At 69.1% G+C, this 24,811-nt stretch carries 21 protein-coding genes and 1 tRNA gene; 8 read left to right on the top strand and 14 right to left on the bottom strand.

All coding sequences use genetic code 11. From position 1 onward, the window contains the following. Window positions 1-12: 12 nt before the first annotated feature. Window positions 13-1,863 (bottom strand): DEAD/DEAH box helicase, encoded by a 1,851-nt coding sequence (locus tag ACYCO6_RS11805; RefSeq protein ID WP_459771953.1) that lies wholly within the window; start codon window positions 1,861-1,863, stop codon window positions 13-15. Between the two features lie 337 nt (window positions 1,864-2,200). Here ACYCO6_RS11805 and ACYCO6_RS11800 point away from each other — a divergent pair. Further along, a tRNA-Tyr gene (locus ACYCO6_RS11800) sits at window positions 2,201-2,284 on the top strand. 17 nt (window positions 2,285-2,301) lie between these two features. Here the strand turns inward: ACYCO6_RS11800 and ruvC are convergent. Then, window positions 2,302-2,925 (bottom strand): crossover junction endodeoxyribonuclease RuvC, encoded by a 624-nt coding sequence (gene ruvC / locus ACYCO6_RS11795; RefSeq protein ID WP_459771952.1) that lies wholly within the window; start codon window positions 2,923-2,925, stop codon window positions 2,302-2,304. Window positions 2,926-3,013: 88 nt separating this feature from the next. Between ruvC and ACYCO6_RS11790 the strand changes: the two genes are divergently transcribed. Next, complete coding sequence (locus ACYCO6_RS11790; protein WP_459771951.1) at window positions 3,014-3,586, top strand: peroxidase-related enzyme; 573 nt, start codon at window positions 3,014-3,016, stop codon at window positions 3,584-3,586. Window positions 3,587-3,593: 7 nt separating this feature from the next. Here the strand turns inward: ACYCO6_RS11790 and ACYCO6_RS11785 are convergent, their stop codons facing one another. After that, window positions 3,594-3,914 carry a YnfA family protein gene (locus tag ACYCO6_RS11785; protein ID WP_459771950.1) on the bottom strand — a complete coding sequence of 107 codons (321 nt, stop codon included), beginning with the start codon at window positions 3,912-3,914 and terminating at the stop codon, window positions 3,594-3,596. 105 nt (window positions 3,915-4,019) lie between these two features. Between ACYCO6_RS11785 and ACYCO6_RS11780 the strand changes: the two genes are divergently transcribed. Then, window positions 4,020-4,988 carry a tyrosine recombinase XerC gene (locus ACYCO6_RS11780; protein ID WP_459771949.1) on the top strand — a complete coding sequence of 323 codons (969 nt, stop codon included), beginning with the start codon at window positions 4,020-4,022 and terminating at the stop codon, window positions 4,986-4,988. A gap of 191 nt (window positions 4,989-5,179) precedes the next feature. Then, window positions 5,180-6,001, top strand: coding sequence for a response regulator (locus ACYCO6_RS11775; protein ID WP_459771948.1), 822 nt, complete (start codon window positions 5,180-5,182; stop codon window positions 5,999-6,001). Between the two features lie 206 nt (window positions 6,002-6,207). On the opposite strand, the gene lpdA is transcribed toward ACYCO6_RS11775, so the two are convergent. The 9 genes from lpdA to gloB all read right to left on the bottom strand — a co-directional run bounded on the left by lpdA (window position 6,208) and on the right by gloB (window position 18,280). Beyond that, complete coding sequence (lpdA, locus tag ACYCO6_RS11770; protein ID WP_459771947.1) at window positions 6,208-7,611, bottom strand: dihydrolipoyl dehydrogenase; 1,404 nt, start codon at window positions 7,609-7,611, stop codon at window positions 6,208-6,210. A gap of 66 nt (window positions 7,612-7,677) precedes the next feature. After that, on the bottom strand, window positions 7,678-8,433 hold the full coding sequence (locus tag ACYCO6_RS11765; protein ID WP_459771946.1) for an SDR family oxidoreductase: 756 nt from the start codon (window positions 8,431-8,433) through the stop codon (window positions 7,678-7,680). A 7-nt stretch (window positions 8,434-8,440) separates the two neighbouring features. Next, a complete protein-coding gene (gene odhB, locus ACYCO6_RS11760; RefSeq protein WP_459771945.1) occupies window positions 8,441-9,766 on the bottom strand; it encodes a 2-oxoglutarate dehydrogenase complex dihydrolipoyllysine-residue succinyltransferase in 1,326 nt (441 codons plus the stop codon). A gap of 94 nt (window positions 9,767-9,860) precedes the next feature. Beyond that, window positions 9,861-12,848 (bottom strand): 2-oxoglutarate dehydrogenase E1 component, encoded by a 2,988-nt coding sequence (locus ACYCO6_RS11755; protein WP_459771944.1) that lies wholly within the window; start codon window positions 12,846-12,848, stop codon window positions 9,861-9,863. A gap of 173 nt (window positions 12,849-13,021) precedes the next feature. Further along, window positions 13,022-13,906, bottom strand: a complete 885-nt coding sequence (sucD, locus tag ACYCO6_RS11750; protein ID WP_459771943.1) for a succinate--CoA ligase subunit alpha — start codon at window positions 13,904-13,906, stop codon at window positions 13,022-13,024. Between the two features lie 2 nt (window positions 13,907-13,908). Beyond that, window positions 13,909-15,105 (bottom strand): ADP-forming succinate--CoA ligase subunit beta, encoded by a 1,197-nt coding sequence (sucC, locus tag ACYCO6_RS11745; protein ID WP_459771942.1) that lies wholly within the window; start codon window positions 15,103-15,105, stop codon window positions 13,909-13,911. A 112-nt stretch (window positions 15,106-15,217) separates the two neighbouring features. Then, the gene (gene mdh, locus ACYCO6_RS11740; protein WP_459771941.1) at window positions 15,218-16,180 is read right to left on the bottom strand and encodes a malate dehydrogenase; all 963 of its coding nucleotides are present in this window, start codon (window positions 16,178-16,180) and stop codon (window positions 15,218-15,220) included. Window positions 16,181-16,582: 402 nt separating this feature from the next. Next, window positions 16,583-17,152: a TetR family transcriptional regulator gene (locus ACYCO6_RS11735; RefSeq protein ID WP_243909762.1), complete on the bottom strand. Its 570-nt coding sequence runs from the start codon at window positions 17,150-17,152 to the stop codon at window positions 16,583-16,585. 351 nt (window positions 17,153-17,503) lie between these two features. Continuing rightward, entirely contained in the window at window positions 17,504-18,280 is a 777-nt protein-coding gene (gene gloB / locus ACYCO6_RS11730) for a hydroxyacylglutathione hydrolase (protein ID WP_459771940.1), read from the bottom strand. A gap of 238 nt (window positions 18,281-18,518) precedes the next feature. Between gloB and ACYCO6_RS11725 the strand changes: the two genes are divergently transcribed. Together ACYCO6_RS11725 and ACYCO6_RS11720 are read left to right on the top strand one after the other, a co-directional pair. Continuing rightward, window positions 18,519-19,253, top strand: a complete 735-nt coding sequence (locus tag ACYCO6_RS11725) for a methyltransferase domain-containing protein (protein WP_459771939.1) — start codon at window positions 18,519-18,521, stop codon at window positions 19,251-19,253. A gap of 68 nt (window positions 19,254-19,321) precedes the next feature. Then, the gene (locus ACYCO6_RS11720) at window positions 19,322-20,035 is read left to right on the top strand and encodes a MarC family protein (protein ID WP_459771938.1); all 714 of its coding nucleotides are present in this window, start codon (window positions 19,322-19,324) and stop codon (window positions 20,033-20,035) included. 19 nt (window positions 20,036-20,054) lie between these two features. Here the strand turns inward: ACYCO6_RS11720 and ACYCO6_RS11715 are convergent, their stop codons facing one another. Next, window positions 20,055-21,107, bottom strand: coding sequence for a hypothetical protein (locus ACYCO6_RS11715; RefSeq protein WP_459771937.1), 1,053 nt, complete (start codon window positions 21,105-21,107; stop codon window positions 20,055-20,057). A 1,192-nt stretch (window positions 21,108-22,299) separates the two neighbouring features. Here ACYCO6_RS11715 and ACYCO6_RS11710 point away from each other — a divergent pair. Continuing rightward, window positions 22,300-23,133, top strand: coding sequence for a nucleotide-binding protein (locus ACYCO6_RS11710; protein WP_459771936.1), 834 nt, complete (start codon window positions 22,300-22,302; stop codon window positions 23,131-23,133). Then, the gene (locus tag ACYCO6_RS11705) at window positions 23,130-23,573 is read left to right on the top strand and encodes a hypothetical protein (protein WP_459771935.1); all 444 of its coding nucleotides are present in this window, start codon (window positions 23,130-23,132) and stop codon (window positions 23,571-23,573) included. The genes ACYCO6_RS11710 and ACYCO6_RS11705 overlap by 4 nt, the downstream gene beginning before the upstream one ends. Before the next feature lie 94 nt (window positions 23,574-23,667). On the opposite strand, the gene ACYCO6_RS11700 is transcribed toward ACYCO6_RS11705, so the two are convergent. Beyond that, complete coding sequence (locus tag ACYCO6_RS11700) at window positions 23,668-24,711, bottom strand: cytochrome-c peroxidase (protein WP_459771934.1); 1,044 nt, start codon at window positions 24,709-24,711, stop codon at window positions 23,668-23,670. Between the last annotated feature and the right edge of the window lie 100 nt (window positions 24,712-24,811).

The raw sequence follows: 24,811 nt of genomic DNA, 5'->3' as shown, positions 1-24,811 counted from the left end.
TTCTGCACCGGCTCAGCGCCCGGCGGCGCGCTCCGGCTGCCAGCGCCCGCGGCGCTGGCGGGCGGACCACGCGTAGCGGGCGTCGCCGTCGAGGCAGTCGAGATGGTCCGAGAGGCGGTTGCGTTCAAGCCAGGCGAGGGCCGCCTCCAACTCGGGCAGGGTCATGGTCGCACGGCCCTTGCCCAGGACGCGCTTGAGCACGGCGTTGTAGCGGTGCGCGAGGTTGCCGCCACGGGGAACCCGCAGGGACGTTTCGTCCTCGACCGCCTGAGCCGCCACGGCGGCGGCGAGCCTCTGCCGCAGGGTCCGCTCGGTGATCGACGGCGGCTCGGGTGCCGGCGTGACGGAGGACGGCTCGGCGAGGCGCGGACGGAGCAGGGCGTAGCGCAGGCCGATCGCGTTGCTCTCCAGCGGGGTGATCCCGGCGGGTTCGTCATCGTGCCACCGGGTCCGCTCCGGGACGACGGCGCTGGCCGGCCGCTCGCGCTTGGACCGCACGCTGCTGCCCTGCTCGGTTTCGAGTTCCAGGCGGAAACGGGCGAAGAGCGGGTCGTCGGGGTGGAAGATGAGCGCCTGCTGCGTGTCGTAGGCGCCGGCCTGCGGATCGACCCGTGTGGCCCGCGCCAGCATCTGCTCCAGCCAGGGTCGCGAGCGGATATGGGTCAGGGCCGCGACCACCGAGACCTCGGGGGCGTCGAGGCCCTCGTATGCCATCGCCACCGTCACCAGAACGGCAGGCTCGGGCGTCAATCGGAACGCGGCCAGGGCGGCATGGGCGTCGCCCTGGCCGGAGGTCGCCAGCCGGACATCGCGCTCCCCCTGCCCCGCCGGCATCCAACTTCGCAGGGTCGCGAGGTACGAGCGCGCGCTCGCCTGATCCGGGGCCACCACCAAGAGCTTGCCGAGCCCCCGCGCCAGCTCGCCGGGCGGGAGGGACCGCTCGGCCCGGCGCCGGGCGCGCAGGCGCTTCGTGGCGAAGAAGGCCTCGTTCAGGAGGTCGCGGGCGAAGCCCGTGCGCAGGGCCGTGAACAGGGCCGGCCGCGTGGTGACCCGCACCGATCCGGCGCCCAGCCGATGCGGTCCGACCCGGGGTGTCTCCCCGGCGATCCGCCCGCCCTCCAGCCAGCTCGCCTCGCCGTCGATGGCCCCGAACGTCACCGGCAGCACCGCCCGCTCGGCGAGTGCCTGCGCCCGCGAATAGCCGATGACCGCGAGGCCGGGCGCGTCGAGGTCGAGCTCCGGCCCGCGGCCCGGCGCGGCGGGATGATAGGGCAGGCCGAGGATGCGCCGCCCGTCCGCCCGCTCCAGCGTGCCGGACAGGTACAGGCGGACAGCCGCCGCCTCCATCACGGGCAGCATCGCCCGGGACCACGCGCCCGCCTCCGCATCCTCCGCGGAGGCCTCGTCCGCACCGGGCCGGCCGGGTGCCGGCAGGTGGTGGACCTCGTCGACCACCAGCAGAGTGCGGTGCGCCCGCGCCTCCGCCAGATGAAGCGCCGGAGCGGCGGCGACGGCCTGGTAGGTGGTGATGTAGCCGGCAAGGCCCCGGGCGGGATCGCGTTCGTTGTCGGCGGCACGGACGCTGAGCGCGTGCCCGAACGCCGCCCGCCAGAGCGGATCGGTGAAGGCTTCCTCAGCCTGCAGCCGCAGGGAATCGCGCGGCACCACCCAGACCACGCGCTCGACCAAGCCCGCCGCGATCAGCCGGTGCGCCGCGATCACCGGCAGCAGCGACTTGCCGCCGCCGGGCGTCACCGCCGCCAGGATTTTCCGGATATGGGCCGCCTCCCCGCTGGCCATGGCCGCGACTAGGGCCATCAGCGTGCGCTGGTGGGACCGCAGGGACGGGACGGGGCGGGTCAACGGCCGGCGAAGCAGGGCGACATCGGTGCACCGTGGCCGATCCCGATTCCTTTGTGAATCCCCGCGGACACGGAACGTTCGCGTTTTCTTCCCGGACGCGGCGATGGTGCATCGGGATCGGCCGAGCCGGCTCCGGCGATGGCTGCGCCTTTTGCGGGCCGACGGAGCGCAGTGGCATGCGATAGGCACCCGGCGGAGGATGCGCCGCGCGGCCGCTTCGATCTCGGCCCGGCGAAGGCTCGTAAACGTGGCGCCGGAGCGTTGATCGAGCCATGACAAGCGTTGACACCCGGCCGGCCCCTCACCATAAGAGCGCCGCGGGCGCGATGCCCGCCTTGGGGGAATGTCCCGAGCGGCAAAGGGGGCGGACTGTAAATCCGCTGCGTAAGCTTCGTAGGTTCGAGTCCTACTTCCCCCACCAAGTCTCTTCCGATCCTGTCAGCCCTGTTTCGCCAGCGCGGCCTCGATACGTGCCGCGGCGGCGGCGGAAAAGCCTTTCCCTTCGAGACCCTGTCCCGCGGCCGCCTGGCCGGAGAGCGAGCGCCGCTTGCCCCCCGGCAGATGCGCCTGACGGAGCGCGTGCGCATCCCGGTGGCTGGCATGGGTGATCGCGATGGCGAGCGCGTCGGCGGCGTCGGCCACGCGGAACTCGGCCTTCGGCAGCAGGAAGCGCACCATCGCCTGAATCTGCACCTTCTCGGCGTGGCCGGATCCCGCCACGGTCTTCTTGATCAGGTTGGCGGCGTATTCGAAGACCGGAAGCCCGGCGAGCGCCGGCACCACCAGCGCCATCGCCCGGGCGTGGCCGAGCTTGAGGGTCGCCTGGGCGTCCTTGTTGACGAAGGTCTCCTCCACGGCGACCTCGTCGGGCTTCACGCTGTCGACGATGCGTCCGATACCCTCGAACAATTCGCGCAGGCGCAGGGCCAGCGGCAGGTCTCCGTCCGAGGTGACGACGCCGCAATCGCCGTAGGTGAGCTTGGTCCCCTGCGCGGTGATCAGGCCCCAGCCGGTACGGCGGAGTCCGGGATCGATGCCGAGGATTCGGACGGGGCTGGTCATGATGCTCCACGGCTCGACGAACGGTCCGAAGCTGCCGTACGTATCGTGAACGCCTGGTTTCACCAAGGCATGTTCAGAAAGGACGATCATGCGCGCCGAGGCCCCGGTCAGCCGCTTTCCGGTACCGAAGCTCTCCGAGTTGCCGGACGACATCCGCGCCCGGATTGACCTCGTGCAGGAGAAGGCGGGCTTCGTGCCCAACATCTTCCTGGCGCTCGCGCACCGTCCGGACGAGTTCCGCGCCTTCATGGCCTACCATGACGCGCTGATGGACCGGCCCGGCGGTCTCACCAAGGCCGAGCGCGAGATGATCGTGGTGGCCACCAGCGCGGCCAACGACTGCCTGTACTGCGTCATCGCCCACGGGGCGATCCTGCGGGTTCGGGCCAAGAACCCGCTGATCGCCGACCAGATCGCAGTCAACTATGCCAAGGCCGACATCACCCCGCGCCAGCGCACCATGCTCGACTTCGCCGTCAAGGTGGCGACGGCCGCCCAGACCGTCGGTGCGGAGGACCACGCCGCGCTTGCGGGTCACGGGTTCAGCCCGGACGACGTCTGGGACATCGCGGCGATCACCGCCCTCTTCGCCCTGTCGAACCGGATCGCCAGCGTGGCGGAACTGCGCCCGAACGGCGAGTTCTACGCGATGGGGCGGTGAGGCCGGCCTACTCCCGGCGGCCGAGCAGGATGATCGCGGTGCCGGCGAGGCAAATCGCGCTCCCTGCGAGATCCCACCGGTCTGGTCTCTGGCCTTCCACGAGCCAGAGCCACAGGACCGACGCGGCGACGTAGACACCGCCATAGGCCGCGAAGGCGCGTCCTGCCGCCGGGCTTTCCACCAGGGTCAACAGGCCGGCGAACGCCACGAGGGCGGCGAGGCCGGGCAAGGTCCACCAGGCGGACCGGCCGAGTCGGAGCCAGGCCCAGAACGCGAAGCATCCGGCAATCTCGGCCAGGGCGGCCCCGGCATAGGCGATGAGGGTCATGGGATCAGCTTGGCACGGAGGTTCGCGAAGGGCGAGCCGTGCGACGGGGTGAAACAGGCGTCGGCATTAAGCCTGCGGCAAGGATATCGCGGTCGATTCAACCGCATGAGCGCGCGCGAGATGGCCGACGATCTGATGCTCCTTCCGGGCGACGCGCGCCTGCGCGAGGTCGTCCGCGCCTGGAGCGACGGGCTGGCGCGCGAGCGCCGGATGTCGCCCAACACCGTCGAGGCCTATGCGCGGGACCTGCGTCAGTTCCTCCGCCACCTCGCCTCGCGGCGGGGGACCCCGACAATCCCGATGCTCGTGGGCCTCAAGGTCCGCGACATCCGCGCCTTCATGGCCGCGCGTCGGGCCGACGAGGTTTCCGGGCGCTCGCTGATGCGGATGCTCGCGGGCCTGCGCTCCTTCGCGCGCTTCCTGGAGCGCGAGGGCTACGGCACGGTCTCGGCACTCGGCGGGGTGCGCTCGCCCAAGGTGCCGCGGCGTCTGCCGCGCCCTCTGCCCGTCGCCGCCGCGGTGGCGCTCACCGACACCGGGATCCGCGCCGGGGAGGAGCGTGAGCCCTGGGTGCTGGCCCGGGACGCCGCCGTGTTGGCGCTCCTCTACGGCGCGGGCCTGCGCATCTCAGAGGCGCTCGGCCTCGCGCGGCGCGACGCGCCGCTGCCCGGCATCGATCAGGTCACCGTGCTCGGCAAGGGCGGCAAGCAGCGCATGGTGCCGATCCTGCCCGTTGTGGCCCAGGCCGTCGCCGATTACGTCGCCGCCTGCCCGCTGCCGCTGCCGCCGGAGGGACCGCTCTTCGTGGGTGCGCGGGGCGGCCCGCTCTCGCCGCGCATCATCCAGTACACCGTGGCCCGCGCCCGCGGCGCTCTCGGCCTGTCCGACAGTGCGACGCCGCATGCCCTGCGCCACTCCTTCGCCACGCATCTTCTCGCCCGCCAGGGGGAATTGCGCGCGATCCAGGAGCTTCTCGGGCATGCCTCCCTGTCCACCACTCAGCTCTACACCCAGGTCGACGCGGCCCGGCTGATGAGTGCCTACGCGGCGGCCCACCCCCGGGCCGGCCGCTGATCCAAGTCGGTCGAGACGCCATCTTTCGAGCATATCCACGCCCGGGAATGGCGGATGATCCAATAGATCGGCGGCACAGCCACTTTCCTTAAGGGCTTCGTCACGATCTGAGGTCACTCTGTCCGGCAGGTAACTGATCGGCTTGGACGGGCGTCATGGGGCTTGAGGATGGGAGGACGCCGGCACGAGTCGTGATCGCGGATTGCGACGCGGGCCGCCGCGCTTCTCTCCGGGAGATCGTCGAACGCTTCGACAGCCGGTCTGTGATCGAGGAGGCGATCTCCGGTCAGGCTCTCTGCGACATCCTGCTCCGGCACCGCCCGACCCTGGCCTTCGTCGGCCTTCAGCTGGCGGATCTCAGCGGGCCCGAAGCCGTGGCGGTGGCACGCCGGGCGGGCGCCGAGCCGCCCTGCCTCGTGCTGGTCGCCCACCGCGTGCTGGCGCAGTGGCAGGAGATCGCCACGAGCCTCGGGGCCTACGAGGTTCTCAAGACGCCCCTCGACCCGAGCCATATCGAGCAACTCCTGCACGCCGATGCGCGCCGACGTGCGCCGACCAGAGCCCTCCTTGCCTGTTCATCGCCGGCCGGCCGCTCGGCGATCAGCCGTGTCGTGGCCCGCAGCGGCTTCGCCATCGAACTCGATGAGACGGATGATGGCCGCCACGCGCTGAAGCAGCTGAAGCTCGCCGCCTACGACTTCGCCTTCATCGATGTGAAGCTCGGCGGCATCGACGGGCTGGAACTCGCCTGCCAGATCCAACCCCTGAACCTCGCCACCCGGATCACCCTGCTGACGACCGCCGAGCTGGAGCCGGTTGCGCAAGCCGGACGGTATTTCGGAGTCGACGCGGTGCTGCGGATGCCGTTCTACGCGCGCGACATCGACCTCGCTTTGCACAACGCCCTGGGCCTGCGCAGGCCGTATCTCCTGAACGCGCTCACCGCCCCGCCCGCGCCGAGCGCGCTCTTGCGGATCGCGGACCTGCCGAATCCGCGGCGCAAGATCGCCTGATCGTCAGCCGGATCCGGCGTCGTCGTCGCGCGGCGCCAACGCGGCCGACCTCCCGCCCTCGCTTCGTCCTGATGTGCCGCGTCAGCGGCCTCGAAAGGAGGGCTCCAGGGATCGCAGCGTCACCTGGAGGGCTCCTCCGAGGCTTGCGCTTCGCGCGAGCGCCTCAGGATGAGGTCGAGGGTGGGATCTGACCGTCCGCCTGTCGCTCAGACGTGGATCGCGCGCTTGCTCACCGCCAGCGCGGCTTCCTTGACGGCCTCGGTGAGCGTCGGATGCGCGTGGCAGGTCCGCGCGATGTCCTCTGACGAGGCGCCGAACTCCATGGCCACCGCCACTTCGGCGATCAGGTTGCCGGCATCGGCGCCGACGATATGCACGCCGAGCACCCGGTCGGTCTGCGCATCCGCCAGCACCTTCACGAACCCGTCCGTGGTGCCGTTCGCCTTGGCCCGGCCGTTGGCCGTGAAGGGGAACTTGCCGGCATTGTAGGCGATGCCGTCCTTCTTGAGCTCCTCCTCGGTCTTGCCCACCGAGGCAACCTCCGGGAACGTGTAGACCACGTTGGGGATCACGCCGTAATTCACGTGGCCGGACTGGCCGGCCAGCATCTCGGCCACCGCGACGCCCTCGTCCTCGGCCTTGTGGGCCAGCATCGGGCCGGCGATCACGTCGCCGATGGCGTAGACGCCGGTGACGTTGGTGGCGTAGTGCGAATCCGTCTGGATCCGCCCCTTGTCGTCCCGCTGGACGCCCACCGTGTCGAGGCCCAGACCCTCCGTGTACGGCACCCGGCCGATGCAGACGAGGACTACGTCGGCCTGCAGCGTCTCCGCCGTGCCGCCCGTGGCCGGCTCCACGGAGACGGTCGCGCCGCCCTTCTTGCCGACCTCGACGCCAGTCACCTTGGTGGACAGCTTGAAGGCGATGCCCTGCTTGGTCAGGATCCGCTGGAACTGCTTGCCGACCTCGCCGTCCATGCCGGGCAGCACCCGGTCGAGATACTCGACCACGGTGACCTCGGAGCCGAGCCGGCGCCACACGGAGCCCAGCTCCAGCCCGATCACGCCGGCGCCGATCACCAGGAGCTTCTTCGGCACCCGGTCGAGCTCGAGGGCGCCCGTGGAGGACACCACGACCTTCTCGTCGATGGTCACGCCCGGCAGGCGCGCGACGTCCGAGCCGGTGGCGATGACGATGCTCTTGGTCTCGAGCATCTGGTTGCCGCCATCCTCGGCGATGACCTCGACGCGGCCCGCGCCGGCGATCCGGCCGGTGCCGTGGAAGGTGTCGACCTTGTTCTTCTTGAGCAGGAACTCGACGCCCTTGGTGTTGCCGGCGACGCCCTCTGCCTTGAAGGCCATCATCTTCTTCAGATCGAGCTTCGGCGTGCCGACATCGATGCCGAGATCGGCGAAATGCTTGTTGGCTTCCTCGAAGGCCTCGGAGGCGTGGAGCAGCGCCTTCGACGGGATGCAGCCGACATTGAGGCAGGTGCCGCCATGGGTCGCGCGCTTCTCGACCACGGCGGTCCGCAGACCGAGCTGGGCCGCGCGAATCGCACAGACATAGCCGCCAGGGCCGGTGCCGATGACGACGAGATCGTAGGACATGGGCGTTCGCTTCCGCTCGGTCGTGCCGCGTTCAGACGGGCAGGGAATGTCGGGTCGGGCTCAGGCTCAGCGGCCGCCGCCGATGTCGAGGATGGCGCCCGTGGTATAGGAGGCTTCCTCCGAGAGAAGCCACACGATCGGGGCGGCGACCTCGTCGGCGGTGCCGGCGCGGCCCATCGGAACGCCCGGGCCGAGCCGCTCCACCCGGTCGGGCTCGCCGCCGCTGGCGTGGATCTCGGTGGCGATGATGCCGGGCGCCACCGCGTTGACGCGAATACCCTCCCCGGCCACCTCGCGGGCGAGACCGATGGTCAGCGTGTCGATGGCACCCTTCGAGGCCGCGTAATCGACGAACTGGCCGGGACCGCCGAGGCGTGCCGCCACCGAGGACAGGTTGACGATCGCGCCCCCGGCCCCGCCGCGCTTGGTCGACATGCGCCGGACCGCCTCGCGGGCGCAGAGGAAGCTGCCGACCACGTTGGTGGTCATCATCCGCTGAAGCCGGGCCGCGCTCATGTCGGCGACGTCGGATTTCACGTCGACCACGCCGGCGTTGTTGACGAGCGCGGCGAGACGGCCGAGCCCGTCGGCCGCTTGGAACAGAGCGATCACGTCGGCCTCGCTGCCGACATCCCCCTTCACGGCGAGCGCCCGGCCGCCCTGGGCGGTGATCGCGTCCACCACGGTCTGGGCCGCGTCGGCGTCCGACACGTAGCTCAGGCAGACCGCGTAGCCGCGCTCCGCCAGGAGCAGCGACACGGCCCGGCCGATGCCGCGGCTGCCGCCGGTGACGATGGCAACCCTGTTCTCAGCACTCGACATGTCGGCCTCAGAGGTCCAGCACGAGCCGCGCCGGATCCTCCAGCGCCTCCTTGACCCGCACCAGGAAGGTCACGGCCTCCTTACCGTCGACGATGCGATGATCGTACGACAACGCGAGGTACATCATCGGCCGCGCCTCGATCTTCCCGGCGCGGACCACCGGGCGCTCCTCGATGCGGTGCATGCCGAGGATGCCCGATTGCGGCGCGTTGAGGATCGGCGTCGACATCAGCGAGCCGTAGATGCCGCCGTTGGTGATCGTGAAGGTCCCGCCCTGCATCTCCTCGATGGAGAGCTTGCCCTCGCGGGCCTTCTTGCCGAAGCCCGCGATCTTCTTCTCGATGCCGGCGATGGAGAGGTCGTCGGCGTCGCGCACCACCGGCACGACGAGGCCCTTATCGGTGCCGACCGCGATGCCGATGTGGTAGTAGTTCTTGTAGACGAGGTCCTGGCCGTCGATCTCGGCGTTGACCGCCGGCACGTCCTTGAGGGCGCCGATCACCGCCTTGGTGAAGAAGCCCATGAAGCCGAGCTTCGTGCCGTGCTTCTTCTCGAAGATGTCCTTGTACTGGCTGCGCATCGCCATCACGGCCGACATGTCGACGTCGTTGAACGTCGTCAGCATCGCCGCGGTGTCCTGCGCGTCCTTGAGGCGGCGCGCGATGGTCTGGCGCAGCTTCGTCATGCGCACGCGCTCCTCGCGCGCGGCGTCGTCCGGCGCCGAGGGCGCGCGCGGCAGGGTCGGGCGCGCCTCCTTGGCGGGCGCCGACGGGGCCGGGCCCTTGGCGAGGGCGCCCAGCATGTCGCCCTTGGTGACGCGGCCGTCCTTGCCCGAGCCGTTGATGCTCGAGGGATCGACACCCGACTCGCGGGCGAGCTTGGCCACCGCCGGTCCGTTGTCGCCCACCGGTCGCTGCTGGGCCGCCGGTGCGGCGGTTGCACCGTGATTGCCGTAGCCCGCGGCGGATTCCTGAGCCGGCGCCTCGGCCTTCGCGGGTGCGGCGGCCTTCGGGGCCTCGCTCCGGCTCTCGGCCTTGCTCTCGGCGGCCTCCTTCGGCGCCGCCCTCTTGCCGGCGCTGGCGCCGTCGCCCGCCCCGGCCTCGACGATCGAGCCGAGCAGCGCGCCGGGTTCCACGGTCTCGCCGTCCTTCACGAGGATCTCGCCGAGCTGGCCGGCCGCCGGGGCGTTGACCTCCAGGGTTACCTTATCGGTCTCAAGCTCGACGATCGGCTCGTCGGCCGCGACCGTGTCGCCGGGCTTCTTGAACCAGCGGCCGATGGTGGCCTCGCTCACGGATTCGCCGAGTGTCGGGACGAGGATGTCGGTAGCCATGGGTCTTGCACTTCCGGATCGGTTCGGCCGTGCCGGACGGCCTGGAAAGTAGAGGCGGCAGCCCTCTCAGGCCGCCGCCAAGTCCTGAAAGGAATCAGACCGCCAGGGCCTCGTTGAGGAAGGCCTGGAGCTGCGCCTGGTGCTTCGACATCTGGCCGACCGCCGTGGAGGCGGAGGCCGGACGCCCGACGTAGCGGGCGCGCTTCACCGCGGAGCCGGCCTGGCCGAGGACCCACTCCAGGTAGGGCTCGACGAAGGACCAGGCGCCCATGTTCTTGGGCTCCTCCTGGCACCAGATCACGTCGGCGTTGCGGAAGCGGGCCATCTCGGTGGCCAGCGCCTTCAGCGGGAACGGGTAGAGCTGCTCGACGCGCATCAGGTAGATGTCGTTGAGGCCGCGCTTCTCCCGCTCCTCCAGGAGGTCGTAGTAGACCTTGCCGGAGCAGAGCACGACGCGGCGGATCTTGTCGTCGCGCACCAGCTTGTTCTGCGCGCCCTCCTCCTCGGCGTCGTCCCACAGGACGCGGTGGAAGGTCGAGCCCTCGGCGAGCGCGTCGAGGTTCGACACGGCGCGCTTGTGGCGCAGCAGCGACTTCGGCGTCATCAGCACCAGCGGCTTGCGGAAGTCCCGCTTCAGCTGCCGGCGCAGGATGTGGAAGTAGTTCGCCGGCGTCGTGACGTTGGCGACCTGCATGTTGTCCTCGGCGCAGGCCTGCAGGTAGCGCTCCAGGCGGGCGGAGGAGTGCTCGGGCCCCTGGCCCTCGTAGCCGTGCGGCAGCAGCAGCACGAGGCCGGACATGCGCAGCCACTTGCGCTCACCGCTGGCGATGAACTGGTCGATCACCACCTGGGCGCCGTTGGCGAAGTCGCCGAACTGCGCCTCCCACAGGACTAGGGCGTTGGGCTCGGCCAGGGAGTAGCCGTACTCGAAGCCGAGCACCGCCTCCTCGGAGAGCATCGAGTTGATGATCTCGATGGAGGCCTGCCCCTCGCGGATGGAGTTGAGCGGCGTGTAGCGCTGCTCGTTCTCCTGGTCGATCACCACGGCGTGGCGCTGCGAGAATGTGCCGCGCTCCACGTCCTGCCCGGAGAGGCGGACCCGGTTGCCGTCGAGCAGGGTCGCGCCGAAGGCCAGCGCCTCGGCGGTCGCCCAGTCGACGCCGATCCCGGTCTCCACCGCCTTGGCGCGGTTGTCCATGAAGCGCTGGATCGTCCGGTGCAGGTGAAAGCCCGGGGGCACCTGCGTGATCTTCCGCCCGATCTCCTGCAGGGTCTCGACCGGCACGGCGGTACGGCCGCGGCGCGGATCGTCCACGTCCTCGTGCACGGCCTTCACGCCGGACCAGCGCCCATCGAGCCAGTCGGCCTTGTTGGCCTTGTAGTTCGACGCGACGTCGAACTCGCTGTCGAGCATCGCGCGGAACTCGGCCTTGCGGGCGTCGAGCGCCTCCTGACTGACGGAGCCGTTCTCGACGAGCTTGCGGCCGTAATTCTCCAGCACCGACGGATGCTTGCGGATCCGCTGGTACATCTTCGGCTGCGTGAAGGCCGGCTCGTCGCCCTCGTTGTGGCCAAAGCGGCGGTAGCAGAGCATGTCGATGACGACCGGCTTGCCGAACTTCTGCCGGTACTCCACGGCCACCTTCGCCGCGAAGGTGACGGCCTCCGGATCGTCGCCGTTGCAGTGGAAGATCGGCGCCTCGACCATCTTGGCGACGTCGGACGGATACGGCGAGGAGCGCGAGAAGCGCGGATCGGTGGTGAAGCCGATCTGGTTGTTGATGATGAAGTGCACCGAGCCGCCGGTGCGATGGCCCTTCAGGCCCGACAAACCGAAGCACTCCGCCACCACGCCCTGGCCCGCGAAGGCGGCGTCGCCGTGGATCAGGAGCGGCAGCACCGTGCGGCGCTCGATGTTGGGCTTGGCCCACTGATCCTGCTTGGCGCGGACCTTGCCGAGCACCACCGGATCGACGATCTCGAGGTGTGACGGGTTGGCGGTGAGCGACAGGTGGACGTTGTTGCCGTCGAAGGAGCGGTCCGAGGACGCGCCCAGGTGGTACTTCACGTCGCCCGAGCCTTCGACCTCGGCCGGGGAGGACGAGCCGCCCTTGAACTCGTGGAACACCGCCCGGAATGGCTTGGCCATCACGTTGGTGAGCACGTTGAGCCGGCCGCGATGGGCCATGCCGAGCACGATCTCGCGCACGCCGAGCGCGCCGCCGCGCTTGATGATCTGCTCCAGCGCCGGGATCATCGCCTCACCGCCGTCGAGGCCGAAGCGCTTGGTGCCGGTGTACTTGAGGTCCAGGAACTTCTCGAAGCCCTCGGCCTCGATCAGCTTGTTGAGGATCGCGCGACGGCCCTCGGGGGTGAAGGAGATCTCCTTGTCCTTGCCCTCGATGCGTTCCTGGATCCACGCCTTCTCGGCGGGGTCGGAGATGTGCATGAACTCGACGCCGAGCGTCTGGCAGTAGGTCCGCTCCAGGATGTCGACGATCTCGCGGATCGTGCCGAACTGGAGGCCGAGCACGTTGTCGAGGAAGATCGGGCGGTCCCAGTCGCTTTCCTGGAAGCCGTAATGCTGGGGATGCAGCTCCTCGTGATCGCCTCGCGGGGCCAGCCCGAGCGGGTCGAGCTTCGCGTGCAGGTGGCCGCGCATGCGGTAGGAGCGGATCAGCATGATCGCCCGCACCGAATCCTTCGTCGCCTGCTCCACGGAGACGCCGGTGGTGGCGGTGACGCTGTCCTGCGGCTTGCCGGGCTTCGCGTCCTTGCCATCACGGGCGACGATCCTGTCACCGACCGCCTTCTCCAGGGCACTCCAGTTGCCGTCGAGCGCCGAGACCAGCTCGCCGTTGAGCGGCACCGGCCAGTTGGGCTTCTCCCAGGAGGCACCGGCAGCGTTCTTCTCGACGAGGGTCTCGTCCTCGCCCAGGCCCTTGAAGAAGGTCTGCCACTCCGGATCTACCGAGGCCGGGTTGCGGGCGTAGGCCGCCTGCAATTCCTCGATGTAGGCGGCGTTGGCGCCGTACAGGAACGAGGTTTCGAGGAGCGCTTCGTTCACGTCCTGGCGTGCCATGGTGCGTCCATCCTGTCGCGCGGGCAGGCTGCCCTGCCCTTCAGGCTTTCCGTCAGCGCGGCGGATCGCCCTCAAACCGAAACGGGGCGGGTGACCGCCCCGCTGAAATCGTCTCTCCACGCCCGATATGGGCGTTGCGGCCCTGCGATGGCCGCAACGCTGGCGCGCAGACGTCAGCCCTTCAGGACCTCGACCAGGGTCGAGCCCAGCCGGGCGGGCGACGGCGAGACGCGGATCCCGGCCTCTTCCATGGCGGCGATCTTGTCCTCGGCGCCGCCCTTGCCGCCCGAGATGATCGCGCCGGCATGGCCCATGCGGCGGCCCGGAGGCGCCGTGCGGCCGGCGATGAAGCCGACCATCGGCTTCTTGCGCCCGCGCCTGGCCTCGTCACGCAGGAACTGCGCCGCCTCCTCCTCGGCCGAGCCGCCGATCTCGCCGATCATCACGATCGACTCGGTCTTCGGATCAGCCAGGAACAGCTCCAGCACGTCGATGAACTCGGTGCCCTTCACCGGGTCGCCGCCGATGCCCACCGCGGTGGTCTGACCGAGACCGGCATTCGAGGTCTGGAACACCGCCTCGTAGGTCAGCGTGCCCGAGCGGGAGACGATGCCGACCGAGCCCGGCCGGAAGATGTTGGCCGGCATGATGCCGATCTTCGACGCGCCCGCCGTGACGATGCCCGGGCAGTTCGGCCCGACGAGCCGGGACTTCGAGCCGGTCAGCGCCCGCTTCACCTTCACCATGTCGAGCACCGGAATGCCTTCCGTGATGCAGACGATCAGCGGCACCTCGGCGGCGATCGCCTCGCAGATCGCGTCGGCGGCGCCCGGCGGCGGCACGTAGACCACCGAGGCGTCGGCGCCCGTGGCCGCGCGGGCCTCGGCGACCGTGTCGAAGACCGGCAGGCCGAGGTGGCTGGAGCCGCCCTTACCCGGGCTCGTGCCGCCGACCATCTTGGTGCCGTAGGCAATCGCCTGCTCGGAGTGGAAGGTCCCGTTCTTGCCGGTGAAGCCCTGGCAGATGACCTTGGTGTTGGCGTCGATCATCACCGACATGATCAGGCTCCCTTCACGGCGGCGACGATCTTCTGGGCGGCGTCGTCGAGGTCGTCCGCCGGGATGACGTTGAGGCCGGAACTGCGGATGATGGCCTTGCCCTGCTCGACGTTGGTGCCTTCCAGCCGCACCACCAGCGGCACCTGCAGACCCACCGCCTTGACGGCCGCGATCACGCCGTTGGCGATCACGTCGCACTTCATGATCCCGCCGAAGATGTTGACGAGGATCCCCTTCACGTTCGGGTCGGCGGTGATGATCTTGAACGCCGCCGTGACCTTCTCCTCGGAGGCGCCGCCGCCGACATCGAGGAAGTTCGCCGGCTCCTCGCCGTAGAGCTTGATGATGTCGAGGGTCGCCATGGCCAGGCCGGCGCCGTTGACCATGCAGCCGATCGTGCCGTCGAGCGCGATGTAGGCGAGGTCGTACTTCGACGCCTCGATCTCCTTGGCGTCCTCCTCGGTCTCGTCGCGCAGCGCGACGATGTCGGGGTGCCGGTAGAGGGCGTTCGAGTCGAAGGCCATCTTGGCGTCGAGGCACTTGAGGTGCCCGTCCGCGGTCAGCACCAGCGGGTTGATCTCGAGCAGGCTCATGTCCTTGGCGACGAAGGCCGCGTAGAGCTTCTCGGTGAGCGCGGCGGCCTCCTTGGCCTGGGCGCCCGACAGCCCCAGCGCCTTGGCGACGGCGCGGCCGTGATGGGGCATGACGCCGGTGGCCGGGTCGACCGCGATCGTGTGGATCTTCTCGGGCGTGTCGTGGGCCACCGCCTCGATGTCCATGCCCCCCTCGGTGGAGACCACGAAGGCGACGCCGCCGGTGGCGCGGTCGACCAGCATCGAGAGGTAGAATTCCTCGGCGATCTGGGCGCCTTCCTCGATGTAGAGGCGGTTGACCTGCTTGCCGGCCGGGCCGGTCTGGATCGTCACCAGCGTCTGGCCGAGCATCTCGCCGGCGAACTGCTTGACCTCGTCGATCGACTTGGTGACGCGCACGCCGCCCTTGGCGCCCTCGGGTGCCCCCTTGAACGTGCCCTTGCCGCGACCGCCCGCGTGGATCTGGCTCTTCACGACCCAGACGGGACCGCCGAGCTCCTTGGCGGCGGCCTCGGCCTCCGACGGGTTGAAGATGGCCACGCCGCGGGAGACCGGCAGGCCGAACTCCTTCAGCACCGCCTTGGCCTGGTATTCATGGATATTCATCGGAGCCTCGTAAGGAGGAGCGAATAGGTGGCAGCGAACAGCGCGCAGAGAAATCGAGCGATTGGGATCCGAATCTCCGAACGCTACGCGCTGCCCGGTATCCGCTTACCGGTCAGGCGAGGTTGCTGTCGACGCCCTTGCAGGCCTCGATGAGGCCCGTCACCGACGCGACCGACTTGTCGAACATGGCCTTCTCGGCCGCGTCGAAGGTCACCTCGAGCACGCGCTCCACACCGTTGGCGCCGATCACGATCGGCACGCCGATGAACATGCCCTTCACCCCGTACTCGCCGTCGAGGTAGGCGGCGCAGGGCAGGACCCGCTTCTTGTCGCGCAGGTAGCTCTCGGCCATGGCGATGGCGGAGGCGGCGGGCGCGTAGAAGGCCGAGCCGGTCTTGAGCAGGTTGACGATCTCGCCGCCGCCCTTGCGGGTGCGATCGACCATGGCGTCGAGCTTCTCCTGCGTGGTCCAGCCGAGCTTGACGAGGTCGGTCAGCGGCACGCCCGCCACCGTGGAGTAGCGCACCAGCGGGACCATGTCGTCGCCGTGGCCGCCGAGCACGAAGGCGGTGACGTCCTCCACAGAAACCTTGAACTCATCGGCCAGGAAGTGCCGGAAACGGGCCGAATCGAGGACGCCGGCCATGCCGACGATCTTGTTGGTGGGCAGGCCGGAGAACTTCTGCAGCGCCCAAACCATCGCGTCGAGCGGGTTGGTGATGCAGATCACGAAGGCGTCCGGCGCGTAGGTCTTGATGCCCTCGCCCACCGCCTGCATGACCTTGAGGTTGATCCCGATCAGGTCGTCGCGGCTCATGCCGGGCTTGCGCGGCACGCCGGCGGTGACGATCACCACGTCGGCGCCCTTGATGGCGGCATAGTCGCTCGCGCCCGCATAGGTGGCGTCGAAGCCCTCGACGGGTGCGGCCTCGGCGATGTCGAGCGCCTTGCCCTGCGGAACGCCGTCGACGATGTCGAACAGCACCACATCCCCGAGATCCTTGAGGCCGGCCAGAAGGGCCAGGGTGCCGCCGATCTGGCCGGCGCCGATGAGCGCGATCTTGTTGCGAGCCATGTCGGATCCGTCTCCGCTGCGTGTCGACTTCGGTGATGTGCTGCGCGGTGCCGGGGCTGTTCCTCCGTCGGGCGCCAACACCGGATTCGCTGCTTAAAATCTGCGCGGCTGTGTGGCCGAAAAGCACCTTCGCTTCAACCCGATGCACCGCCCCGCGCAGGGCCGTTCCGGAGGCGGGGCGCCCCGGCGGCGCCCATCCGGGCCGATGAAACGTCAACGCGGTGAAGGTTTTAGGTGCGGTGCAAAGCGGGCCGCGCCCGCCGCAGGGGCTGGATGACAGATGCGAAAACCTGTCATTTCGGCGATTCCGATGCGCGGATCGCCCGCCCCGATACCCGAAACGCGAAGGGCTCGGACGGATCGCCCGAGCCCTTGAAAGCGCGTCGTGTTCTGCTGCCGGCGTCAGAGGATCCCGGAGCGCAGCACCCGCTGGATCGCGTGGATGACGGCTCCGAACCGCGCCTCGATCAGATCCCGCGGCACCTCGGCATCGTGCTGGATCGCCAGCGGATGCGTGAAGCGGTAGCTCGCGTCGAAGATGTAGGCGATGGCCCGCTCCCGGTCGCGTGCCGAGAAGATCCCCGACGTGATCCCCTCCTCGACCACGCGCTCCACAAGGCTGCGGAGGCGCACGCGGTGTCGCCGGGCGATCGGCCGGGCCGACACCGTGGCGTCGAGATGAACCGCGAACAGGTTCGGTTCATCGACAAGCGCGTCCCGCTGCACCGTCGCGAGGGCGGTGAGCAGCCGCTCGATCTTGTCGTCGGCGGGATCGGGCGCGTCGGCGATGCCGGCGAGCCGGGCTTCGACCTCGCGCAGCCAGCGCCCTGCCACCGCGTCGAGGAGCGCGTCCTTCGACGGGAAGTAGCGGTAGACGTTAGCGTGCGTCATGCCGGCTTCGGCGGCGACGGCCACGACTGTCACGCGCTTGGGGCCGAGCCGCGAGAGATGCTCGGTGGCGATGCCGAGCAGCCGGACGTCGGCCGCGACCGGAGCGCGGGGCCGCGCCGAGCCGGCTGAGTCACCCCCATCGCGGAGCGGACCGGCCTCGGCCGCGTCGGAGAGCTTGGCCTTGGCGCTGAGCGCCTCCTCCTTGGACCCGTCGGACTCTGGCTTGAGGAAAGGAAGCGGTAGGCGGGAAGTGGACAGGTGGTAGGGCGAGACGGACCCCCATCATACCGGCTGAAGCGTCCCGGCGCTTCGCGTTGACGTTACGGCTTCCCCCCGGGAGCCCGGTTACCTGAGCGGATTAGGACCGCTTAAACAACCCTATGTGTCAATTCGCCTTTAGAAGGCAACAAATTTTTCTGGCCGTTCCCTGCGTCAGAAGCGGTTCTTCCACGCCCGCAGGGCGACGAACACCGCCTCGGGATCGGCACTGTGCGCGAGATCGACTGACTTGGCCAGGGCCGGATGGCCGCTGCGCAGGAAGGGGTTGGTGGCGCGTTCCGCACCCATGGTCGTCGGGATGAGGAAGCGGCCCTCCGTCTTGGCTCGCTCGGCCTCGGCGAATCGCGCCTTGAGATCCGCGTTGTCGGGATCCGCCGCCAGGGCGAAGCGGGCATTGGAGAGGACGTAATCGTGGCCGCTGAATACCCGCGTGGCGTCTGGGAGGTCGTCGAAGCGCCGTAGCGACTGGTACAGGGTCTCGGGCGGGCTCTCCATCACCCGGCCGCAGCCTAAGGTGAACAGCGTGTCGCCGGCGCAGACGAGACCGGCCTGCGCGAACCAGTAGGTGACATGGTCGATGCAATGGCCCGGCGTCTCCCAAACCTGCGCCTCCAAGTCGCCGACCCGCACCGTGTCGCCCTCGCGGACGGCGACATCCACCTGCGGGACCGCGTCGCCAGCCTTGGCGGGTGCCACGACCCGGGCGCCGGTGGCCTGCTTCACCGCCGGGATGCCCTCGACGTGGTCGCCGTGGCGATGGGTGACGAGGATGTCGGTCAGCCGCCAGCCGGTCTCATCGAGGGCCTTCAGGACGGGGCCGGCCTCCGGCACGTCGATCGCCGCGCAGGCCCCGGTGGCCGGGTCGCGGATGAGCACGCCGATATTGTCGCTGCGGCAGAGGAAGGTTCGGATCTCGGTCTCGGTCGCCATCGGATGTGATCTCCCGGAGTGCTCTCCGCCGAACTGGTACCCGGTTCGGCGAACGAGATCGCGTCGAAAAGGCCCGGAGCCGTTGCCGATCGGGCGTGATCGACAGCGGCTGCACCGGCGTGAAAGCTGCTGCCGTGAACAGGCGGTGATCGCGCCCGGTTCCTTCAGCGCTTGCCGTGCGCAACGCGGCTCACCATTGAGTACGACAGTCGTTCCGGCCTGGGTGTCCTGTCCCTCCATGCGTCTCGACGTCAACGGCTTGCGGGCCTTCTATGCCAGTCCTCTGGGTCGCACGACGCATCGTGTTGTCGGCCGAGCGCTCCACGAGTTCCTGGGCTCGGTCTCGGGTCTGCGCGTCCTCGGCATCGGCTACGCGACGCCGTATCTCGGCCCGATCCACTGCATCGCCGAGCGCACGCTGGCCTTCATGCCGGCGACCCAGGGCGTGGTGAACTGGCCGAGCACCGGCCGCTCCTGCGCGGCGCTCGCCGACCCGACCATGATGCCGCTGCCCGAGGCCGCCATCGATCGGGTTATCCTGGTCCACGCGCTCGAAGCGGTGGAGAGCCCGACGGAGCTGCTCCAAGAGGTGTGGCGCACTCTCACCCCCGGCGGCCGCATGATCCTGGTTGTGCCCAACCGGCGGGGTGTCTGGGCCCGCCGCGAGGCGACGCCGTTCGGCCACGGCCAGCCCTACAGCCGCTCGCAGCTCGGGCGGCTGATGCGCGACACCCTGTTCTCGCCGGTGAACTGGTCCGAGACCCTGTACATGCCGCCGGCGCGCTCGCGCCTGATGCTGCGCACCGGACCGGCCTGGGAGTGGCTCGGCACAAGCCTGTCCCTGCCCTTCGCCGGCCTGCACGTGGTCGACGCGACGAAGCAGCTCTATCGCCCGGTCGCCGTGCAGCAGGTGCGGCGCGCCCGCCGCCTCACGCCCGCCCGGGCGCTGGTGCCGGCCCCCTCCCCCGGCTGATCGGCGCGCACGTCACGATTCGTAAGCGACCGATCCTCTAGGACTGCGGGCGGCATGGGCCGGTCCAGATGAGCATCGACTTTACCGTCCAGCAGTTCCTGCTGGCCCTCTCGGGCCTGATCGCGATCGTGAACCCCATCGGGGGCGCCTTCATCTTCGCCCAGGTGACGAGCGCCTACAGTCACGCCGAGCGCGTGTTGCTGTCGCGCCGGATCGGCGTCTACGCCGCCTTGGTGATGCTCGGCGCCCTATGGGCCGGCACGCCAATCCTCAACTTCTTCGGTGTCACCCTGGCGGCCCTGCGCATCGCCGGCGGCCTTGTGGTGATGTCCTCGGCCTGGACCCAGCTCAACCGGCCCGAGGCGCGCGAGGCGCGCAAGCAGGCCGAGGCCTCGGGCTCGAAGGATCGCGCGCCGGCTCCCGCAGAGGCGCATGTCGAGCAGGCGCCCGGACCGCTCTCCGAGATCGCGTTCTTCCCCCTCACCCTGCCGTTCACCACCGGACCGGGGACGATCGCGGTCGCCATCACCCTGGGCGCGAACCGGCCGGCCGTCTACGCGGAACGGCTCGGCTTCTATGTCGGCGTCACGCTGGCGGCTCTGGTGGTCGCCGGGGCGGTCGCCCTCGTCTACGCCTCGGCCGACCGCGTCGTGGCACTCATCGGCCCGGCCCGGGCCCGCGTGACCGGGCGCCTGTTTGCCTTTCTTCTGCTGTGCGTCGGGACGCAGATCCTGCTGAACGGCCTGACGGACGTCATCGCGCCGCTGCTCGCGGCGCGATGACGAGCGGTTCGAGGTGTCGTCAGATCACCGGCACCTCGGCCAGGCCACCGAACAGGGCGGCGTGGCCGACGTAGTAGAGGAACAGGAAGGTCGCGAGCGCCGCCCCGTACCAGGCCGGCGCGAGCAGTGCGTGGCGGGCCCGGACCGCGACGCGGGCGTCGTCGGCGGCGATCGCCAGGAGCACCACGATGATCCCGGAATGGCCGACCGCGTCCACCTTGCCGAACTCGATGATCGCCGAGACGAAGATCGCCGCCAGGATGATCGCCGCGCTCCGCCGCACCAGGGGCGTCCAGATCAGCGCGAACGCCAGGGTGAACTCGATGACGCCGGCGGCCTGCATGAACAGCTCCGGCGTCGCGCCGAGGGTCATCTGCGGCCTGGCGGCGAGGAGCGGCGCCGACCAGTCCGGATAGGCCCACTTCTCGATGGATGCCCACATCAGCGTGATGGCGGCGGACCACCGCACGATGTCGAGCGGACGGAGGTCGAAGGGCGTCAGGTCGAGGCCGCGGGCGATCAGGTAGGCCGCGATCCCCAGGAAGATCGGGTAATCGGCGAGGTGGAAGACGCCGTACTGCGCGGTGGCGAAGCTGAACAGGAAGACGATGCCGAGGCCGGTGATCGGCATGGTGCGACGCCAGATCAGGCAGGCCGCCATCGCGAGCTGGAGCCACGGGATCCAGGCGACGTCGGTCTTGAGTTCCGGCGTGAGGATGATCCCGCCGAGGTCCCAGAGCGAGACCAAGAAGAAGCCCAGCGTCGCGCGGACCAGCAGCTCGGTGTCGATCCGGATGCGGGTGGTCACGCGGTCCAGCGCGTTGAGCAGCGCGCCGCCCAGCGGCGTGCCCTCCGCCAGGCATCCGAACATCAGGCAGACCAGGGCCAGCGCCGTCAGCCACTCGAAGTCGAGGCAGAGGACCTGCTCGAGGCCCTGCGGCTGACCGGCCACGTCGTAGGCGCAGAACCATTTCACGTGGGCCTGGGCCGTGCTCGTCGCCGCGAGAATCAGGGGGCCCGCGAGGCTGAGGGCGCAGGCGACCGACAACCGATTCTTCTTGGATCTTATCATCGGACCCTCGTCGCCGCGCAGCGGCACCGTGGTTACCGAGCTATTTAGATATGTTAACCCGTATTAAGCCAACGGTTTGTTAACGAATATGAGTGGAAGGTTAACGCTGTGGATTCTGCGGAGGCGGTGACGTGCCCCGAGTCCTGCTGCGGCGCATTTAAGTGGCCCCGCCCCGGCTTGGCCCTCTGACATCCGAAGATCATTCCGCCTTCGCCTCGCCGCGCGTCCGACGCAGTGAAAGCGCACTGGTACCGGCCTCGCCGCCCGGCTGTTCGGAAGAACGAGATCAAAGGCACACCCAGGTCAGTCCGAGACCTGTGAGAGGCCGCTCTGCTTCGTCGCGGTCCTGCCCGGCCGGTCTGTTTCATCCGCCGGGCGCGACAGCCGCAATCGCGCCGGCTGGAATCGGCCGACCTGCGACTGTGATCTCGCGGCGACCCGGTAACGCGGACGGCGGGGCGCCGAATCCGCACCTGCCGATCTTGTCCTCTCGGCGATCTTGCGGCCCGGCTTCCGACCGCCTCGTATTTCGATCCATTCGATTGATCGATCGCCGATGTAAGCATCTAAATCGGCTGCATTAGCTGGCTATTTCGGATATAGCTTGATTTTCGTATGAGATTTATTGGCATTCTTACCGAGTAAATCCGGTAAGTTGGTCCGAAAAATTCCGTTAAACATTGCGATGTAACTGAGGAAAGATAATCGAATCGGAGTCGACTGGGCTTGCATGTTGCTCGATGTGGCGCAGAGTCTCGGAAGCACTCGGCTTTCTCTGTGCGAGGGTTCGGATCGCTCCCAGCAACGAGGCAGGTCCAGTAACGGGGTGCATACGGTGAGCAGGGAAGACTTTTCGAGACCCGACGCGCGGGGTGCGATGCCGGGGCGGCCCAATGCCCGGTCGCGCTCTCCTGACCTCATCCTGCCGCGACCGCTGACCGAACCGGATGCGTCCGGCGCATGAGCGGTTCGGCTGCTTGCGTGCGTCGGGCCCTCCCTTCCGCCACGGAGCGGTCGAGAGCCCGGCCATCGAGCGGTCGGTCGCTCTGCCGGTACGGGCTCGCGCCACGCTTCGACCGGGCCCGGCGGAGCCAGGACCCACCGCATGAACCCCGAAATCCCGGCAGGCGGCGCGTCGCCTCGAAGAGCGTGCGCGAAGGCTGTCCTGCACCGACCATCGAGGAGGTATCCCATGACCGACGGCACGCAGATCAAGGTTCCAGCCTGGTACAGCCCGGACGAGATCCATGAGATCCAGCGCGACATCCTCGGCCCGGCAGCGAAGGTTCTGATCCTCTGCCTGGGCGGCAAGGGCGGCGTCGGCAAGACCACCATCGCCCTGCAACTCGCCGATCTGTGCGCCGAGGTCGGCTCGGTGCTGGCGATCGACACTGACCCGGCCAACAGGCACTTCCACACCGCGTTGATGGAGGAGACCAGCCCCGGCAGCGAGAACTTCGTTCCGCGCCGGAAGGGCGTGTCCTGTTTCCGGCAGCGGCTACGGGCGGAGGACAGCACCGGCCGTGTCGACCCGACCCTGTGCCAGGACATGATCGAGCGGGTGACGGATGCCGCCGAGCGCTTCGTGGTGGTCGACTTCCCGGCCGGCGATACGGAGACGACGCGCCGCTGCACCGAGATCATCGTCGAGAGCTGCCGGGAGGCGAATATCCGTCTCTGCGTGGTGGTGGCGGCCGGCGCGGTCGATCCCACCGCCCTCGACGTCCTCAGGGAACTCCGGCCGATGCTGATCGACTGCGACCGAGCGGTTCTGGCGAAGAATACCGCGCAGGCGACCAATTTCGACTATCTCGAATCCTCCGATCTCGTGCGTCAACTGCGGAGACAGCCGAATTTCCGCGCCATCGAGATCGAGCGGATTGGCGAGCGGCTGATCGAGGCGTTGCGCGTCCAGCACATGACATGGCAGGCGCTGGCGACGAGCGCGCCGATGCGTCTGCGCGTGGAGGGACGCCGCCTCCGGCGCAACTTCCACGCGGCTTGGCGGGATGCGCTCCGTCCGTGACCAACCTGGAGCGGTTCTACCGGTCGGTCCATGGCCGCGATCTCCAGCCCTGGGAGCGGCAACTGGCCGTGCGGATCGCGGCCGCCCTGAACACCACGACGGACGATGATTTCGTCGTCCATCTGCTCCTCGTGTACATGTCCACCAACGCGATCACCAACATGTACAATGAGCTGGTTGCCGCGAGGAGCAGTCTCGCGGAGTACAATCAGGGTCTGGTGCGCAAACTCACGGCCGATCTGCGGCGAAACACGCTGATCGGCTACGTCCTGATCGGTGTGGTGGCCAGCGGTATCCTCGCGAGCGTCTGGAGCCTCGGCACGCTCCTGAACCTCTCGCATAGCTCTTCGGCCAACGAGACGCGCTTCGCTGCCGCGCTGGAGGCTTGCGAGCAGCGCAGCGCGGGCGCTGCCCAGCGCGGGCTCGGCGTCGGCCGCTGACGCGAGGACGACATGCCGAATGGCGCGCTGACCGCTCCGCCGGGCCGGTCGTCTCGCGTCGATCTGGGGCGGACTTGGAACCGATCGCCTCGCGTCAGGGCGCCGGAGCATGGGCCGCGAAGGACGCGGTGACCAAGCCACGGTCGGTGCTGGTGGAGAGCGTCGCCAGGAAGGCCAGGAGATCGGCCCGTTCCGTCGCCGTGAGGTGCAGCGGCTTGATCGACCGGGAGCGGCTGGGGCGCTCGATCCCGCCCCGATCGTAGAGCTCGATCACGGCTTCCAGGGTGCGGACCGATCCGTCGTGCATGTAGGGCCCACGCCGGCCGATCTCCCGCAGGGTCGGCGTCTTGAAGGCGTATTGCAGGGCGACCGAGGTCGGCTTGAGGCGCCCGCGGCCGATATCCGAGCCGGCCCCGACCCCAATGTCGTGGAACGAGTTGTCGGTGAACGACCAGCCGGAATGGCAGCCGGCGCAGCCGGCCCGCCCATTGAACAGGTCGAACCCCCGCTTGGCCGATTCGCTGATGGCGCCCTCATGGCCGGCGATCCACCGGTCGAAGGGCGTCGTTCCGGTCACGATCAGGCGCTCGAAGGTCGCCAGCGCCGCCTCCAGCCGCTCGCGCGTGATGGCGGGGTCATTGAAGGCTGTGGCGAAGGCCGCCGCGTAGCTCGGATCGGCGGCGAGCCGTGCCAGAGCTTCCGGCACAGGCAGGTTCATGTTGGCCGGCGCTGCCATCGGCATGACGGCCACCGATTCGAGCGTGCGGAACTTGCCGTCCCAGCCCATCGGCCCATCCTGCCACGCGATGTTGATGAGCGTCGGTGTGCGCAGGTCCATGTCGCCCTGCTGGCGCGTGGCCGCGCGGGCACGGCCGTCGCCCCAGGCGAGATCCGGGATGTGGCAGGTGGCGCAGGCGCGGGTCCGATCGCCGGACAGAATCGGATCGAAGAAGAGCCTCCGTCCGAGTTCGGCCTTGGCGGCAGAATAGGGGTTTTCCGCGGGAAAGGGGATCTCGGCGGGCGGCCGATAGGCGTCGCGCCAGCCGGCGCGGCGCGGATCCGGACCGCTGCCACTCCCGACGCCCACACCAACAAATCCGAGAAGCACCGCAACTGCGGCGCCGACCTTCCAAGCCATCACCGACCTCGCAGGTCTCGGTTTGACCCCTATTCGTTGATGACCGATGAATCTCTGCAGGAAGATATTCTGTTCGACGCGTATTCGCGCATGAAAAACG

This window comes from Methylobacterium sp. CM6257 (assembly GCF_054611515.1).
This window is presented reverse-complemented; position numbering and strand designations above follow the sequence as displayed.